This window comes from Flavobacterium sp. 5, assembly GCF_002813295.1.
Classification (GTDB): domain Bacteria; phylum Bacteroidota; class Bacteroidia; order Flavobacteriales; family Flavobacteriaceae; genus Flavobacterium.
Window position 1 is genome coordinate 4,136,188 of record NZ_PHUE01000001.1, and the last position, 15,938, is coordinate 4,152,125.

Sequence of the window (15,938 nt, forward strand, 5' to 3'; positions counted from 1 at the left end):
GTTACAACCCATTTATTCTATTATATATAAAGTAACATATATGATGGAAAGAGAATAGAAGAAGAATGGAAATAATTCTTTAAACAACTAATTATTAAAAAAATCTTATCAAATCATTGATGTACCATAACACTCCCTTTACGTTCCTATAGAACTGTGTATTCGCACGTAAGAGCTGTGTGAGCCTAAAAATGGAACTGCCAGCTCATGTCCTCCCTCTCCTACCTCCCTGCATAGTATAAATCACTGATTTACAGCACTAAGTTACCGCCTTTCACGATTCCCAAAACGTACACATTCATACTGATAGCGTTGGATATGTCCGTTTACTGCGCTAAAAATTTTGGACAAAAAATTTTGGAACAACTTTTAGCGCATATTTATAGTATAAAGAGATTATGAGAATACTAATACGATTATCCCAATGGCAACAAGTTCTACAATCAGAACCGCTAAAGCTACCTATCCATTTTAAAAGAATAGATTTCACCGATAAAGAATATAAATTGTTTCAAAAATTATTGCAATCCAAAGAACGAGGCTAAGACCTCGTTTTTTTGTTGGTCTACATTTCAAAAAAGCTGTGAGCCCAGGAAATCCAGGATTTTTCTTGTTTAATCCAAAATAGACCTGGACATTTGTTTCACTTTTGATAAGAAGTGAAAGTGACAGCGTAAACCCAGTAAAATAGGGTGTTCGCAGAGGTTAGTAAAATGGCCACATTCAGATACATATATTAAGGAATAAAAGTGAAACTAAATTAGAAGATTATGGCATTAAAAGGACAAAAAACAACGAGTGATTTTTTAGAGTGGAATAAGATGCAAACTATCGTTTTGAAGTTGGAGCGAGATAATGACCTAAAATTTGCGCTACTTATTGCAACAGGTTCTTATATTGGACTAAGAATTTCTGACCTACTTCAACTAAGATGGAATCAAGTTTTACATGAAGAGTTGTTCACCATCACCGAAAAGAAAACTAAAAAGATTCGTAAAGTGACCATTAACCCAGAGCTTCAAATTATACTTAAAAGATTGTTTATCCAATTGGAAGCCAAAGAAACGGACTTAATGTTTGTGAACCGTTTTGGAGAGAAACCGTTTAGCATCCAGTACGTGAATAGCAAACTTAAAGATATTTTTACCAAATACAGCGTCAGAGGTCAGTATTCGAGCCACTTCATGAGAAAAACACTAGGTCGTAGAGTGTGGGAGGTCAACAAGTACTCTGACCAAGCTTTATTGTTATTGTCTCAATTGTTCAATCATACAAGTGTGTCCACCACCAAAATCTACCTAGGGATTAGAGAACAGGAAATCAGTAACTTATATCTTAGCGTATAATTAATTTGTTGTATTTGCGTAAATAAAATGAAAATAAGATTGTTTATTCAAATAAAAATGTTACATTTGCATAACAAAAATGAAATAACAACAACATGGAAGAAAATCTAAAACATTGGAGCAGTCAAACGATAGTCTTATTAGGAATGTGGTTATGGGATAAAGGCGAATACGGTCACGCCTTGTTGTGTATGCACGCCCCACAATGGGGACTAAAGATAGGAACTTTACTAAGTGTCACATGGGATGATGTAATGCACTATGATGATAATCATCCAAAACATGATTTAGTTATTTCTGATAAAGAAACTCCTATTCGGTCAATTAATCACTCCATCCAAGAATCGATAGAAATAGCTTATGCCAAACTTCCTATTGTGAACATTGAAGATACTCTTTATATGAATTATAAAACGGGTAAACCTTTGACTTCATCGACTTTAAATAGGGAATTGAAGCGTTTTGGAGAAGACTTTTTAGCTGAACTAAAAGAAAAGACTGGATTCGATTTACAGTTAAAAACCTTAAAAACAAATTCCTTTGAAATCGCTTGGGCTTTGGATATGGCTAAAAAATACCACTACAAAAAGCAGGTCTTCGTATCACTTTCGAGTTTCATGGGACATAGAACGGTTAAAGACACCATCAAGTTACTAGAGATTGAGCCTGACGATAAAATTGAATTTGATTTTGACAATATAAAATCGATTCATAATATGATGGATGCGGGAATTTTTAACGATAAAGATGCCTTGAGCAAGTTTATTTATCAAGATATAATTTTTGCGGGTGAAGAATTGATTCCCGTCCTGCTTAAGAACTAAACAAACCTCTTTTTATTGAATTATCTCTTCGGTGCAAGACCCGAACAGGGATTCTTACCTCTAATTTTAACCTTGCATCAGATGAAAAACAACATGCAAGAACAAGAACCACAGAGTTTTATGAGAATTGATTTCGACCCAAAAACAGCAGTTCAACTCGAAGACCCCTTACTTAATGGCTACGGACTGGATTTGACCAATACTGATTTTATAAAGTACCAAAACGGCAATCTGGAAGCGGAGGTAATTGGAGGTATTTCAACGCTAAATCTAACAAGGTTTCAAGTAACACTAAAGATTTCTCGAAGACCACAGATGAGCGCACAAGATGTGTACCGCAATACAGTCGATTTGTATAATGAGAATAATATTCAAAATTTTATTAGACAGACCAGCATCAAATTAAAAATTGATTCTACCATCATAGCTGATTTCATTTTTGACCTTACCGAACGCTTAGAATCGTATCGTAAGAACAAGCTAACCTATAAAGAAGAAAACATCTTAGTTCCTGCCAGTAGCACCAAAGACCAAAAGAAGCTTAAAGAATTATTGAATAGTGATACGCTTTTGGAGGATTTGCAAGAGCTTCTGGTTCAAGCGGGTGTTCAATGTGGTAAAATAGGATTGCAATTGTTTTTAATAGCTCTCAGTAGTAAACTCCCTAGTGTGATGCATGGCATTTTACAAGGCAGTACTGAGATTTCCAGTGAATTAATCAAAACCTTTTCCAATGTGTTGCCTGCTGAGATAAACCGATTTAAGACCTCAATTTCAGATAGTGTATTGTATTATGCTCCAAATGAAAACTATTGGAAAAACAAAGTATTGCTCTTGCCAAGCATCGATACATTAGGAAAAAAGAACACGGCTATAACAGAACTAATTCTACAAGGTGAGGTCAATCGATTGGTTACGGAAAACACCGAGCAAGGCACTTACCGAGCCAGTAGCAAAATGGTAAAAGGAAATCTCAGTTTTATTAGTTCTACCGCTAGAGGCTACCATGAACTCATGAACACCGATACAGTGATGGCAATACCAATCTCTAATCTCAATGCAATAAAAGAAGCCATAACCACAGCAGAAATAAAGCGATTTGCAGGGCTATTAGATGAAAATGAACTACTAACCGCTCAAGCCAAAATACAAGGCTTATTTCGAGAATTAAAAGCTATTAAGGTGGTCAATCCTTATCTTGAGCAATTGAATGTCAGTGCGTTTTTTGATAACGATGGAAGACTCATAACCCAATTTTTAAGAATCACGACCCTCATCGCTCTACTACATCAAAAACAACTAGTTATGACACAAACAAAAGGTGTTTACCAAATTGAGGTGCAAGCTAAGCACATGGAACAGGCATTGGAACTCTTTAAAGAAATTTGGTTCAAACAAGAAAAAGAACTCCATTTCAAAGTAGCAAGTACACTAGTCAGAATCAAGAACACTCTTATCAAAGAATCACCCGAAAGTTATAAAGAATCGGAATTCTTTGTCAAAGACATGCGAGCCAAACTAAAAGCCGTTCCCTCAAGTTTTGCAAGACATATCAATACGCTTTATGATTACGGCAAGTTGGAGCGCACTGATGGAAACAGAAAGGACGGATATACTTACACCGTTGCCAATTGGAATGATACCAACAGCACCGCAAAGCAGTACGAAGACTTCAAAAAAGAGATAATCTCATTGCAATCTCAGTAGTTTCTCATGGCTCAATGGCTTGTGAATACTGGACTAAGCTCAATAAATGAGAAACTTAATGATACTATATAAAAAAGAAATATGAAAAAATTAGAAATACATATCCTTCCATTTATTGAAGCCTTAGAACGCTTTGCTATTCGATTAGAGACTCAAGGAGCTTCACAGAGTCAAGTATATATCAAAGCCAACAGTGTTAAAGAATTTTTGCATTACCTAGAGCAAAAAGGTATCACCAAGCTCAGCCAAATCAATCAAAAACGAGTCGATGAGTATTTTGAATATTTAAAGAATAGACCCCTAGAGACCAAAAACGGAACAATGTCACCAGCCTATCTACTCAAGCATCGGGAATGTGTTTTAAGATTCATTGAATTTGTATTGAGCCAGCAACAGGAAATCGGTCACGGTCAAAGTGGTATTCAAATCAGGATTGATAAAAGCGAGACAGCCCCCAAGGAGATTTTACTAGAGAATGAGGTAGAGTTATTATTTGATGCTTGTGGTGACAATCTGTTAGGAATACGAGATAAAGCCATTCTTAGCCTCCTATACGGCTGTGGTCTAAGAAGGAAAGAAGCTTTGCAATTGGACATAAGCGAAATAGATTTGAACAAAGGTCGAGTTCATATTGACAAGTCTAAAACCAAGCATGCTAGAGACGTTCCCATGTCAACCAAAGTTCAGCAGAATATCGAAGAGTATTTGTTTAATGTTAGGAATTTAATGCTAGACAGCAACAGTGACCTTACTAGCTTTCTAATAACCGAGCGAGGAACTCAGATGAATGACGGGACACTCGGCAAAGTAATAGAACGGTTATCTAAAAAAATAAATATTGGCAAGGTGGTTACTTGTCATTTATTGAGACACTCCATTGCGACCCATCTACACCGATACATGATAATTGAAGATGTAGCAAAGTTCTTAGGACATCAAAGCCTTGATTCAACTATGATTTATACTCACTTAAAAAACGAATACTATGGATAAAGATAAAATGATTGATAGATTTAGAAACTATTTAGTGGATGAATTGAGCTATACTCTGACAACTTACAAAGGCTATAAGACCTGCGTTAGTAGTTATTTGGATTGGCTCATGGCAAATAACATCGAACCCAAAATGATGACCCTAAACCTTACTTATGACTTCCTATCGTACCGAAAATCAAAAGGAGATACCAATCAAAACATAAGTATTTACAAAACGGCTATAACCCATTTCAACCAAGCTATAGCCATGAAATCAAATCCCGCCTTACTGGTTCATTTGGCTAAGAACGAACGTAAGACCCCAACTAAGCTACTCGATGAAGAGTTCTTGAGTGCAATCTATCGAGACACCTCAGCCAATACTCTTGTTCAGAAGCGAGATAGATGTATTATCGGCATGATGGTCTTTTTAGGATTACAACGCTCAGAAATTGGCTTATTACAGTTGGAGGATTTGCAATTAGAACAGGCACGCATTTACGTTAATGGAAACCTAAACACTAACGAGAGATATATTGATTTAAACCCTAAACAGATGCTACATTTATCCCAATATCTGTATGAAATTAGAACACCGTTATTAAAGGAATATCGATTGACAACCAATAGCTTATTTTTTAGCTGTGGTGGTGCAACTGCTTTAGATGGAGCATTGTCAAGACTAAGCAAACGAATCAAAAGAGAATTCCATTATGTGAAAGATTTTAAACAGCTCAAACAATCCCGAATAAGTATTTGGGTCAAGGAATTAGGACTACGCCAAGCTCAATATTTAGGTGGCTATCGCTATGTAACCAGTGTTCAACGATATGATTTTAAAAGCATCGATGATTTGAAATTGAAGTTGGAATGTAATCATCCCATGGAACGATTTAATCATTAAATAAAATATTCATTTATAATAATTCAGTGAACCACTTAGCAATCTAAGTGGTTTTTTTGTATATATTCGTGCCACGTTCTTAAAATTAAAACCTGACTCAAAAAAAGCGTATAAAGGGTTATCCTTTTGGAATGCAAGTCCCAACAAGACATGGGCAAAGCGACAATTACAGATATGGGTTTCAGGGACAGGAAAAAGATGATGAGATAAAAGGCGAAGGGAACAGCTTAAACTACACCTTTAGGATGCACGACCCTAGAGTTGGAAGGTTCTTTGCTATTGACCCTTTAGCACCAAAATATCCATTTTATTCTCCGTATTCATTTAGTGGAAATAGAGTTATTGACTCTGGAGAATTAGAGGGCTTAGAGCCAACAACAAAAGGTAAGAGTGAAGGTGAGAAGCAAACCGCACAATATACTCCGCCGAAAGATGCCTTTTTTCAAGATGAAAAATATCAACCAACTTTAGATTGGTTCTGGCACATGGGGTCTGATAATGCAAAATCAGGTTGGTATTCTAAAGGGAATTATGCATATACCCAATTAGATACTAAGAACGGGCAAGTTATGCCTCCAATGTCAAATTGGGAAAAATTTCCAATGTACACTGAAGGTGCACGAGATTGGCACGGAAATGGTGTTGATTCAAATGGATACTTAACAGGTAGAGAGCCCTATCCTGATTTAACAATTATGTTAGGCGGTTTAGGTGGTGGAAAAAGTAAAATGGCAGGAGAAGCTATTGCATTAATGGGAGGTGCAAAAAAGGCTGGAGCACTTTGGACAATTTACCAAGGATTTAAATTAGAGGAAAAAAGTGGTGAATTTCTTTTATATATTGGTAAAGCCAAAAATGGTATTGCAAATAGATATTCAATAGGTAAAATAAATGATTACGCAATAAAAGCATTTAAACAATTAGAAATGATACCTGATAACGGTACTGCTCTTGGTGTGGAACAATTGATAATGGAGCTAAACGGATGGAAAGGAAAAGCTTCAAATACTGTTAAGCCAGTTCTATCGAATGTTAATAATGCAACAATTAAAGAAATTTATACAACACAGGGTAAAGCTTGGTTGGATACAAACGTAGAGGGTTGGGAAAAATTATTTAAAGTTAATTAGTAAGATATGAAAACAGAATATTCAGGGAATATATATTCTATAAGCTTAGAATTTGATTTAGGATTAGTGTATGCTGAATTATTGGACTATTCTGATGTTCATAGTTTTGATGGGATTTTAGTTCAGGTTTATGCATACAAAGCTTCTAGTGATGAAAAAAGTATTGATAACATTGATGAAATTAGGTCTAATGGAATTCTTTTCGGACCTGTTCCTATAAACAAATACCCAAGTATTAAAGGCAAATATTCATGGAAATATATAGGAAAGTCTATAAATTATTCAAAAGAATCGCCATGGTTTAAATCGTATAGAGGAAATCTCTTTAAAGAAAATAATTGGTATAATTTAAAACCTTGGTTTAAATCAAAGGATTTTGAGAACGACTCGAAAGATATAGAATGTAATTATAATGAAATAAGAAGATTAGAAACATTAATTATAAATCATCCTGAAACCATTAAAATGAAAGTATCAATGCTATATTTAATTCAGCAAGGAAAAAATGTTGGTGATTTTTATGATTTAAGTGTAATAGGCAATAGAAATATGTTTATTCAAGTTATAAATACTTATTTTGATAATGACAAAGTGGAATTATTATTATCTGATGCTAAAGAATTAATTAAAGTGAATTAAATAAGTGGTGTTTCAGAGTTAGTAATAGATATTTGTATATCCTAGCTTTTTGAAGAGTTCTAAATAAAAGCTGTGGGAATGTCTCCGACTTCGCACCCACATCTAAAGCAAACAAAAAAGCCACTCTAAAATGGAGTGGTTTTTGTTTTTTATTACTTTACTAAAGCCCTAAAATAATATGCCTTGATTCAACCAAATCACTATTATTTACCTTAACTCTGGTTTTTACGCCATGCTCCAGAATAATGCAGTTCATGGTTTCGGCGACAAGTTCCCTATCTTTTTCTTCACACATAAGCGCATCATACACGTACAGAACGTGAACACCTTTAGCATTCAGATACGTAATAACATCGCTCATAACGGCTACTTCAACGCTAAACATCTTTTGAGAAGTAATCTTGTGACCGTGTTCCTTTTTATCATGATAGATTCTATCTAACATGTCGGACTCATTTTTAGAGTAGTAGTCAAATAGCGGTGAGTTTCTCATTTGATTCCATTTCATATTGAAAAAGCTCAAGTGAAGCTTTTTGACTTCTTTGATGTCAATACCTAATGATTCCGCTACGCTCTCATGTGTGAGGTAACTTGTGTTGCCCTCATACATTTTAACGGCTATGTTTGGGTGTAGTGCCTTATAATCACATTCAACAAGCTTCTTACCATCGATTGTAATTTCTTCTCGTATCCATGACGGCATGAGCGTAAAGCTATCCACAACACGTCCACCGCTAGACGTATCACCAGCACTAGGAATCATAAACCCACGACCAGTCAAGAACTCAAAGAGTTTGATATTATCTTCAATAAAGCTTCTGTTTTCGACATCAATCCAATAATCATTTTTGTGTTTATTACGCATGGTCAGTATTTTACCTTTTTTTGTAGTACGACCCGCTTTAGCCAATTTCTTTCCGATAGCCAGCAATTCTGAACTAGTAGGTAAATCAATCTTTGGATACATCGCAATGAGATTGGAGCAAATTGGATTTATCATAGCTTGATGTAATTGCTGGTAATACAGCTTGTTTCTAGTGCGTATTATCCCAGTATCTTTAATGATGTACTCAACGAGTCCAGCTTTTAAGTAAGTATCGGTCAATCGGAACCTCTTTGAGTGTACGCCAGCTTGATAACTATCATCAACCTCGATAAATGCACCCGTGCTAGTTCCTGCTTTAAGAACCTCGATTATTTTAGTATATATATAGGTATTGTCTGCGTTTTTAGTTTGCTCATGCAGTAGCTCAGCGTTCAGGCACTTCCACTTATCATCAGTGTAATACGTACTTGCAAGATTGTACAGGAATACCAAGCATTTTTCAACCGCTATGCTAACATCGTTGTCAATTGCTTTGAGCATCGGCTTTGGAACGTATTTGCTTAGATTGTACTGTGCTTTCTTTGGAATTAGTATTGAGTTTACGTTTGGGAAACGTAGTGCTGATTCAGACAGCTTGTAATCGTTTTGGAGTAGGTCTATGTCTCCAGTATCGGGTTTTGTCGCATCTGTTTAATAACTATTATCTTTAGGACTTTAAAATATATTAAATGAATACCAAAGGTCATTGTTATCCTAAGTCTATTATTCTTCAAGCAGTTTATTTTAAATTAAGATTTACTTTGAGTTATAGGGATGTCGAGGAAATAATGAAAATGCGTGGAATACAGGTTGATCATGCGACTATTCAGCGCTGGGTATTTAAATTTACTCCATTGATTGAATCCAGCTGAAAAAGAGAAAGAATGGAGTAGGAGTGAGCTGGAGGATGGATGAAACCTATATAAAAGTTAAAGGTATTTGGTGTTATTTATATCGGGCTGTTGATAAATATGGAAATACATTCGATTTTCTTTTGACAAAAAGACGGCAGAGAATGAGTGCCCAGTCTTTTCTAATTAGGGCAATAAATAATAGCTGCAGACCTGTGGTAATAAATATCGACAAATGTGGCTCGAACACCAGCGCAATAAGAGTTTACAATAAAAGGTCATTTTCGAATATTAAGATTAGGGGATCAAGAACAAAAGTTGGGGAGGAATTAAATATTTCCGAGATTTGAAAAAAAAGTAAGCCTTGGATAATTATATAGAACTTCTAAAACTCATACTTCCCGAATTAATTGTAGAACACTTTGATTTGATAAATACCAAAATCGAACAAGAAAAAATGCATCTCTTTTTTGAAGAGAAAAATACACCTCCAAAAGAAAATAACAACAGACAACTTATCTCAAAAGGATTTTTAAATGAAATTACCATTCAGGATTTTCCATTACGTGGTAAATTCGTTTATCTGCACATTAAAAGAAGACGTTGGACAGATAAACAATCTCAAGAAATTATTCAGCGTGATTGGAATATATCAGCTCAAGGAACCCGAATGACTCATGAGTTTGCTGCTTTTTTAAAAGAAATTAATAGATACTAAAGCAAACGATTGCCATACTATTGGTTTTTTCTTCGAAGTCAATGGAAAAAAACTACAGCGTCAATATAAAAAACACCTTAGTAACTTCACTGCTTGGGAACAGCGGGAACACGCGAATGATTGGCTGATATTTCCTGAGAACATGGGTAGTCATTTGTCAATAGATGAAGTGAATTTATCAATGGGAGAACTTTACACTGTAGTTACGAACAAAGCAGCTAAAGGCAACAAGGGGGCTATAGTTGCTATTATTGCTGGGACTAAATAAGAAATTGTAATTAATCATTTGCGAAAAATAGATTTAAAAAAGCGTAATCAGGTTACTGAAATCACCCTTGACATGGCTAATAGCATGAAATTAATAGCTAAAAAATCTTTTCCAAAAGCCAAACAAGTAACAGATCGTTTTCATGTTCAAAAACTATTTGCAATAATTTTAGTTACAACAACGAATCATTAAAAAAAGAGAGACTAATATTGACTCTTACAACGAGATTATAAATAATAAATTAACCTTTTAAATAAAAGAAATTATGATACAAGTTTTAGCCATTATGATTATTGTATTTGTCTTATTAGCCATTGTTTTTATGATAAAAATAAAAATAACTGCAATGCAAATACTAAAATCGAAAGAACTCAATAACCAAGAAAATCCATTAGACAAAGACTATCAATTTATAAAAGGGCTTTATTAGTTAAAAAGTGTCCAAAAGTTCGCCCTTTCTATTTTTTTTTAGTTTTAAAAACCCTGTTGCTGCTGACACACGCAGGGTCTTTTGTATTTAATCAATAGTATTACAACGTATCAAAAACAGCTTTCAAATCAGCTTTCAAGTCTTCTATATTTTCCAAACCAACCGAAAGACGTATTAAATCTTTTGAAACTCCTGAGCTCAATTGCTGTTCTTCGGACAATTGTTGGTGCGTTGTACTTGCCGGATGAATTATTAGCGATTTAGTATCTCCAATATTCGCCAATAATGAAAACAACTTTGTTTCATCAGCTAATTTCTTTGCCGCTTCAAAACCACCTTTCAATCCAAAAGTCAATAAACCATTTTGTCCTTTTGGCAAATATTCTTTTGCTAAGTCATGGTATTTACTTGATTTTAATCCTGGATAATTTACCCAAGCAACTTGGTCTTGACTTTCCAGCCATTGTGCCAATGCCAATCCGTTTTCGCTATGTCTTTGGACACGTATAGAAAGCGTTTCTAATCCTTGAATAATTTGGAATGCATTAAAAGGACTCAAAGCCGCACCATAATCACGTAATCCTTCAATTCTTGCTCTCGCAATAAAAGCAGCAGCACCTAAGGCTTCGTGATAAACTAAACCATGGTATCCAGCATTAGGTTCTGTAAATTCAGGGAAACGACCACTGCTCCAATCAAAAGTTCCTGCATCAATAATAGCCCCACCTAAAGATGTTCCGTTTCCTGCAATATATTTCGTTAGCGAATGAATTACAATGTTTGCTCCATGTGCAATTGGATTTAGTAGGGCAGGTGAGGGCACTGTATTGTCTACCATAAATGGTATTTTTAAACTTTTTGATACAGCAGCAATTGCTTTCAAATCCAATACGTCTAATTTTGGATTTCCTAAACTTTCTACAAAAATCACTTTCGTATTCTCGTTAGCTGCTTTTTCAAAATTAGCTGCATCCGATGGATCAACAAAAGTTGTTGTAATTCCTAATCTGGGCAAAGTCGAATTAAACAAATTAAATGTTCCTCCATACAAACTACTAGAAGCTACAATATGGTCACCAGTTTTAAGGATTGTTAGCAAAGCTGTAGTAATAGCAGCAGTTCCTGAAGCTGTTACTACTGCACCAATTCCTCCTTCAAGCGCTGCTAAACGTTGTTCTAAAATATCATTGGTTGGATTATTCAAACGTGTATAAATATATCCTGCTTCGGCTAATCCAAATAAATTAGCTGCGTGCTCAGAATTCTTAAAAACATAGGAAGAAGTTTGATAAATAGGAACAGCTCTTGTTCCTCCGTGTTGTGTTACATCGTGTCCTGCGTGAAGTGTATTAGTCTCAAATTTTAAAGTATCCATGATAATTGTTTTATATATTTAGAATTCATTTCAAAAAAAAACCTCCTAATTTCTAGTGAGGTTTTGCTAATAATTTATATTTTAAAGTTTAAGCAATACTATAACCCGCAGAAAAAAAACTGTTTGGTCATATACATTATAAACTTTTTTACTTTCAATTTTTGTAACTATTTGAACTCAAATTTCGGGACTAATTTATTGGTATCCAAATGATTTTAAATAAATTATGTTTTTTTTACAAAATCCATATTATCTATGGTCATAGAAGAGTATAAGTTAATAGTAAAACTCTTTTAATTAAAGGTTGAATAACACATTTCAATACTAATTATTTCAACTTAAAATATTTTTTTATTTATGAAAGTTTAGAAGATGTGATGGGCGACCAAATTCAGCTTATAATTTTGATACCTAACAAATTTTCTAAAATTAAAGAAAATTTTATCTAGGAAGCTTATTAAAATGCTGCAGAATTTGTTTTGGAGTAGCAATAGTTTCTCTGCGAATAAGATCAAACCATTCTACTTCTTCAGTAACTTCTGCGCAGCACTCTTTTTTTGAGTTGAAAAAATAACTTTTAATACGACTATGCAAATCAGTGTTGGAGACTTAATCAATTATCCTCTTGTTCATTCAAAGAATACCCTTTTCTTTTTTGAACTTCCGTACTTACTGTGCAATAGCGATAAACGTTTTTTATAATAATTTTTTGTAATGTTTTTTAGCAAATGGTTTTACCTCAGGAATGTTTAGCACTAGAAATGCTAAACATCTTTTAAAAATAATATAATGCTATTTTTTGAAATGGTGTCATAAGATACCATCATCAGCAAAGGAGTAATATCCTTCTTGAGTAATGATTAGATGATCTAAAAGTTGGATATCTAGAATCTTGCTTGCTGCTTTTACTTTAGCAGTTATATTTTTATCAGCTTCAGAGGCAATAAGTTTACCTGAAGGATGATTATGAATCATAATAATTGCTGAGGTGTTGGCTTTCAGAGCTGCTGAAAATATTAGTCTTACATCTACTACTGTTCCAGTAATGCCACCTGAAGAAACCTCATAGGCACCAAGTACTTTGTTACTGTTGTTTAAGAGTAAAATTTTGAATTCTTCGAAGAGTTCAATAGTATTTGGATTCCAAATTTGAAGTGCAATTTCATAAGCTGATTTTGCAGAAATAATTTGAGGACGTTCAGATGCTTTTATTTTGGTTTTGTAGTGTAGCTCTATTTCTGCAACAGTAAGGCATTTTTGATTTTTTCCATGATTTTCCATGATTTCTATAATTTAAAGATTAATAATAGAACTGGCACGGTAATAGGGGAGCGAGCGCAAAAAGCAACGCAATAAAGGGAGGAGTAACCGAGTATTTATGGGGGAATTTTTTGTTAGTGAACCGACACTGATTACCGAACTTTGTTTTAATATTATTCGATAGATTCTTCTTAGGAATATGTTTTTAAGCTCCAGTGCCTTTTATAAATAATTTGAAAAATTATAAACCACTTCAGCCGATAAAAAAATTATATAGCGCCTTAATTTTAGAATCGTATAATGGGCATACAAGCGGATTCAAAGAAGAAAAAAGTAAAATACTTGTTCAGATATCCAATTATGAAAAACGATTGTCTAATGCGAGAGAACTTCTAGTAACGGAAAAAATAGATTCGGAAGATTATCAGAAAATGAACATGGAGTACGGCTCTATTATAAACCAGTTAGAAAATGATCTTAATAATATTTCAGATTCAAAGCAAGATATCGAAGGGCTTTTAAATATGGGACTTGACAGGCTATTGGAATTGAATTTTGCTTATACAAATACTAATTTATCGGAAGCTAGAGATTTAATTGGTTTAATTTACCCCGAAAATTTTACATTTAGAAATAATGAATTCCAAACCGCTCGAGTCAATGAAATTGCAAGTCGTATATATTTGATTAATAAGTAATTAGGGGATAAAAAAAACGGGACAAAAGAAGATATTTCTTCCTTGTCCCGAGAAGTGACCTTGACTGAATTATTTTCATTTTGTTATGAGTTAAAAATCAATTAGTTATAGTTTTACTGGGTCTTCATTGGGTAGTTTGCCCTGTTTTTAGCTATAGTTACAATAGCGTAGCGGTTGTATAAAAACTCATTAAATAAAAGGAATGGGGGTTTTTGTGAGGTGGTTAGCGAACAGCTAACCAGTGAGCAAAAAGCCCCATTCCTTTTATTTAATACCTTATATCACGCCTCGGGACGGTAATTATTCTGCATCCCTTATTATCACGCCTCGGGACGGTAATTATTTCCCCTGCTCCCCGTTTTTTCTCTCCTTTTTTTTCCTTTATATCCTATATTCTTCTTTATATAAAAAAAATATAAACATTATAAACAATTGTAAAATAAGCTACAAAATAAAGGCTTTAAGCCTGTTTATAAATTTGTTTACATATTTTTTTGTTTATAAAAAAAATGTAAACAATTGATTTTTTAAAGCCAAAATGTGATTTTTGTCTTTTAATTTATTGGAAAATAAACCCATCTGCCATTTAAAAATGAAAAGAATGAAAAACTTGTACCTGATGTAGAATCATCTTTAGAAAATTTAACTATATAGCATAATACATTTGGCTTCATTTTAGGTGCAATTTTTTTTAATGCTCCTGGACAAACATCACAATTATTATTAATTACATCATTGGTATTGAAAACTGTAATTTTAAATTTTTTTTGATTTTGAAAATCTGTGTTATTAAATTTTTCAGGAATTAAATTGTAAAATAACTTATCAAAAGCATTATAAGCTATTTTGTAAAAATCATCTTTAAAAATTAATTTATAGTCTTCTAAAACTGGTTGGTGCTGTACTAAAAGAGATACTAAAGAGTATTCATTACTTTCTAAGGAATTTTTAAAATGAATTTGTGGATTCGATTCGATTTTTGATAGTTCTGTATCGTTAGGATTTGCATTAAAATCCCAATCAAAATTTTCTATACACGGATCGCATTTATAATTTAAAAATTTCCCAACGGTTATAGAAGAACTGTTTACCTTTATATAAACATAAGCTAAATCAATTATTTCATTTATTACTTCATTTGTATTTAAATCTATACCCGAAAGTAGTATTGAGTATTGTGATACGCCGTTAATTTTTATATCGGCAGGCTTTACTGATGTCCCAGTAACTTGTATTAATCTTTTAGGGATATTGTCACAACATCCACAAAATAAAATAACATTTGTCTTATTTTTTATAAATGAAGCAGCTTTATTAGCTCTTTCAAATGTCAATACTTGAAGCTGATCAGCAAAACAATTTTGTAGAGTAAAAATTGTAAAAAAAACGATTAGTGAAATTTTCTTCATTTTGGTTATTTGTTAATTGAGTTAGTAATAATTTTTGCTAATAATTCTTTATCCTTTTGCAATTCTATTTTATCTTTTTTTAAATCTAAATTTTGACTTTCTAATGATTCTATCAATTTTTCTCTATAATCAATTTGATTTTTACTATATGTAGATTTTGGTTCTGAAATCAGTTTGACATATTCACTATTACTTTCTTCTATTAAATCAAAAATAGCAACCTGCAATGCAGTTGCAATATTTTGCAATTTCGATAACGGAATATCTGCCTTTCCGTTTTCGTAATCTACATACGTTCGTTTTTTTATTCCTGAAAGAGCCACGATTTCATCTTGTGTCTTATTTTTACTCTCTCTTAATTCTTTGATAATCAACTTCATATAACATTTTTTAAAACATTTTGCAAAATAACTCATCAATATTGCAAAATATTGCAAATGTTGCATATATTTGCAATGTAAAACGACTTTAAAACGACTCAAAAACGCTTTTAAAACAACTTGCAAGATATAAAAAAAACAATTGCAATTTCTTGCAAT

The 15,938-nt window shown here is 33.4% G+C and carries 16 protein-coding genes and 1 pseudogene; 12 read left to right on the top strand and 5 right to left on the bottom strand.

Annotation, left to right across the window (positions count from 1 at the left end; translation table 11 throughout):
* The first annotated feature begins 770 nt into the window (after positions 1-770).
* From CLU82_RS17305 to CLU82_RS17335, 7 genes are all read left to right on the top strand, one after another.
* On the top strand, positions 771-1,346 hold the full coding sequence (locus CLU82_RS17305) for a tyrosine-type recombinase/integrase (RefSeq protein WP_100844272.1): 576 nt from the start codon (positions 771-773) through the stop codon (positions 1,344-1,346).
* A gap of 95 nt (positions 1,347-1,441) precedes the next feature.
* Positions 1,442-2,170 (top strand): hypothetical protein, encoded by a 729-nt coding sequence (locus tag CLU82_RS17310; RefSeq protein WP_100844273.1) that lies wholly within the window; start codon positions 1,442-1,444, stop codon positions 2,168-2,170.
* Between the two features lie 81 nt (positions 2,171-2,251).
* The gene (locus tag CLU82_RS17315) at positions 2,252-3,877 is read left to right on the top strand and encodes a hypothetical protein (protein WP_157813385.1); all 1,626 of its coding nucleotides are present in this window, start codon (positions 2,252-2,254) and stop codon (positions 3,875-3,877) included.
* A gap of 81 nt (positions 3,878-3,958) precedes the next feature.
* Entirely contained in the window at positions 3,959-4,870 is a 912-nt protein-coding gene (locus CLU82_RS17320) for a site-specific integrase (RefSeq protein WP_100844275.1), read from the top strand.
* A gap of 43 nt (positions 4,871-4,913) precedes the next feature.
* Positions 4,914-5,756, top strand: a complete 843-nt coding sequence (locus tag CLU82_RS17325) for a hypothetical protein (protein ID WP_157813386.1) — start codon at positions 4,914-4,916, stop codon at positions 5,754-5,756.
* A 131-nt stretch (positions 5,757-5,887) separates the two neighbouring features.
* Positions 5,888-6,886 (top strand): hypothetical protein, encoded by a 999-nt coding sequence (locus CLU82_RS17330; protein WP_100844277.1) that lies wholly within the window; start codon positions 5,888-5,890, stop codon positions 6,884-6,886.
* Positions 6,887-6,892: 6 nt separating this feature from the next.
* Complete coding sequence (locus CLU82_RS17335) at positions 6,893-7,525, top strand: hypothetical protein (RefSeq protein WP_100844278.1); 633 nt, start codon at positions 6,893-6,895, stop codon at positions 7,523-7,525.
* A gap of 160 nt (positions 7,526-7,685) precedes the next feature.
* Here the strand turns inward: CLU82_RS17335 and CLU82_RS17340 are convergent, their stop codons facing one another.
* A complete protein-coding gene (locus CLU82_RS17340; RefSeq protein WP_100844279.1) occupies positions 7,686-8,891 on the bottom strand; it encodes a hypothetical protein in 1,206 nt (401 codons plus the stop codon).
* 406 nt (positions 8,892-9,297) lie between these two features.
* Between CLU82_RS17340 and CLU82_RS21170 the strand changes: the two genes are divergently transcribed.
* The 4 genes and pseudogenes from CLU82_RS21170 to CLU82_RS20750 all read left to right on the top strand — a co-directional run bounded on the left by CLU82_RS21170 (position 9,298) and on the right by CLU82_RS20750 (position 10,657).
* Complete coding sequence (locus CLU82_RS21170; RefSeq protein WP_100844281.1) at positions 9,298-9,591, top strand: DDE-type integrase/transposase/recombinase; 294 nt, start codon at positions 9,298-9,300, stop codon at positions 9,589-9,591.
* A gap of 14 nt (positions 9,592-9,605) precedes the next feature.
* Positions 9,606-9,959 (top strand): transposase, encoded by a 354-nt coding sequence (locus CLU82_RS17355; RefSeq protein WP_100844282.1) that lies wholly within the window; start codon positions 9,606-9,608, stop codon positions 9,957-9,959.
* Between the two features lie 19 nt (positions 9,960-9,978).
* Positions 9,979-10,383: pseudogene (locus tag CLU82_RS17360) on the top strand (transposase); the annotation flags it as partial.
* Positions 10,384-10,492: 109 nt separating this feature from the next.
* Positions 10,493-10,657 (top strand): hypothetical protein, encoded by a 165-nt coding sequence (locus tag CLU82_RS20750; RefSeq protein ID WP_157813388.1) that lies wholly within the window; start codon positions 10,493-10,495, stop codon positions 10,655-10,657.
* 100 nt (positions 10,658-10,757) lie between these two features.
* Here CLU82_RS20750 and CLU82_RS17365 read toward each other — a convergent pair whose 3' ends face one another.
* Together CLU82_RS17365 and CLU82_RS17370 are read right to left on the bottom strand one after the other, a co-directional pair.
* A complete protein-coding gene (locus CLU82_RS17365) occupies positions 10,758-12,032 on the bottom strand; it encodes an O-acetylhomoserine aminocarboxypropyltransferase/cysteine synthase family protein (protein ID WP_100844283.1) in 1,275 nt (424 codons plus the stop codon).
* A gap of 810 nt (positions 12,033-12,842) precedes the next feature.
* Positions 12,843-13,313, bottom strand: a complete 471-nt coding sequence (locus CLU82_RS17370; protein ID WP_100844284.1) for a RadC family protein — start codon at positions 13,311-13,313, stop codon at positions 12,843-12,845.
* A gap of 212 nt (positions 13,314-13,525) precedes the next feature.
* On the opposite strand from CLU82_RS17370, the gene CLU82_RS17375 reads away from it, so the two are divergent.
* Entirely contained in the window at positions 13,526-13,990 is a 465-nt protein-coding gene (locus tag CLU82_RS17375) for a hypothetical protein (RefSeq protein WP_100844285.1), read from the top strand.
* A gap of 554 nt (positions 13,991-14,544) precedes the next feature.
* Here CLU82_RS17375 and CLU82_RS17380 read toward each other — a convergent pair.
* The gene (locus CLU82_RS17380) at positions 14,545-15,399 is read right to left on the bottom strand and encodes a hypothetical protein (protein WP_100844286.1); all 855 of its coding nucleotides are present in this window, start codon (positions 15,397-15,399) and stop codon (positions 14,545-14,547) included.
* A gap of 5 nt (positions 15,400-15,404) precedes the next feature.
* The gene (locus tag CLU82_RS17385; RefSeq protein WP_157813389.1) at positions 15,405-15,779 is read right to left on the bottom strand and encodes a helix-turn-helix domain-containing protein; all 375 of its coding nucleotides are present in this window, start codon (positions 15,777-15,779) and stop codon (positions 15,405-15,407) included.
* Positions 15,780-15,938: the final 159 nt, after the last annotated feature.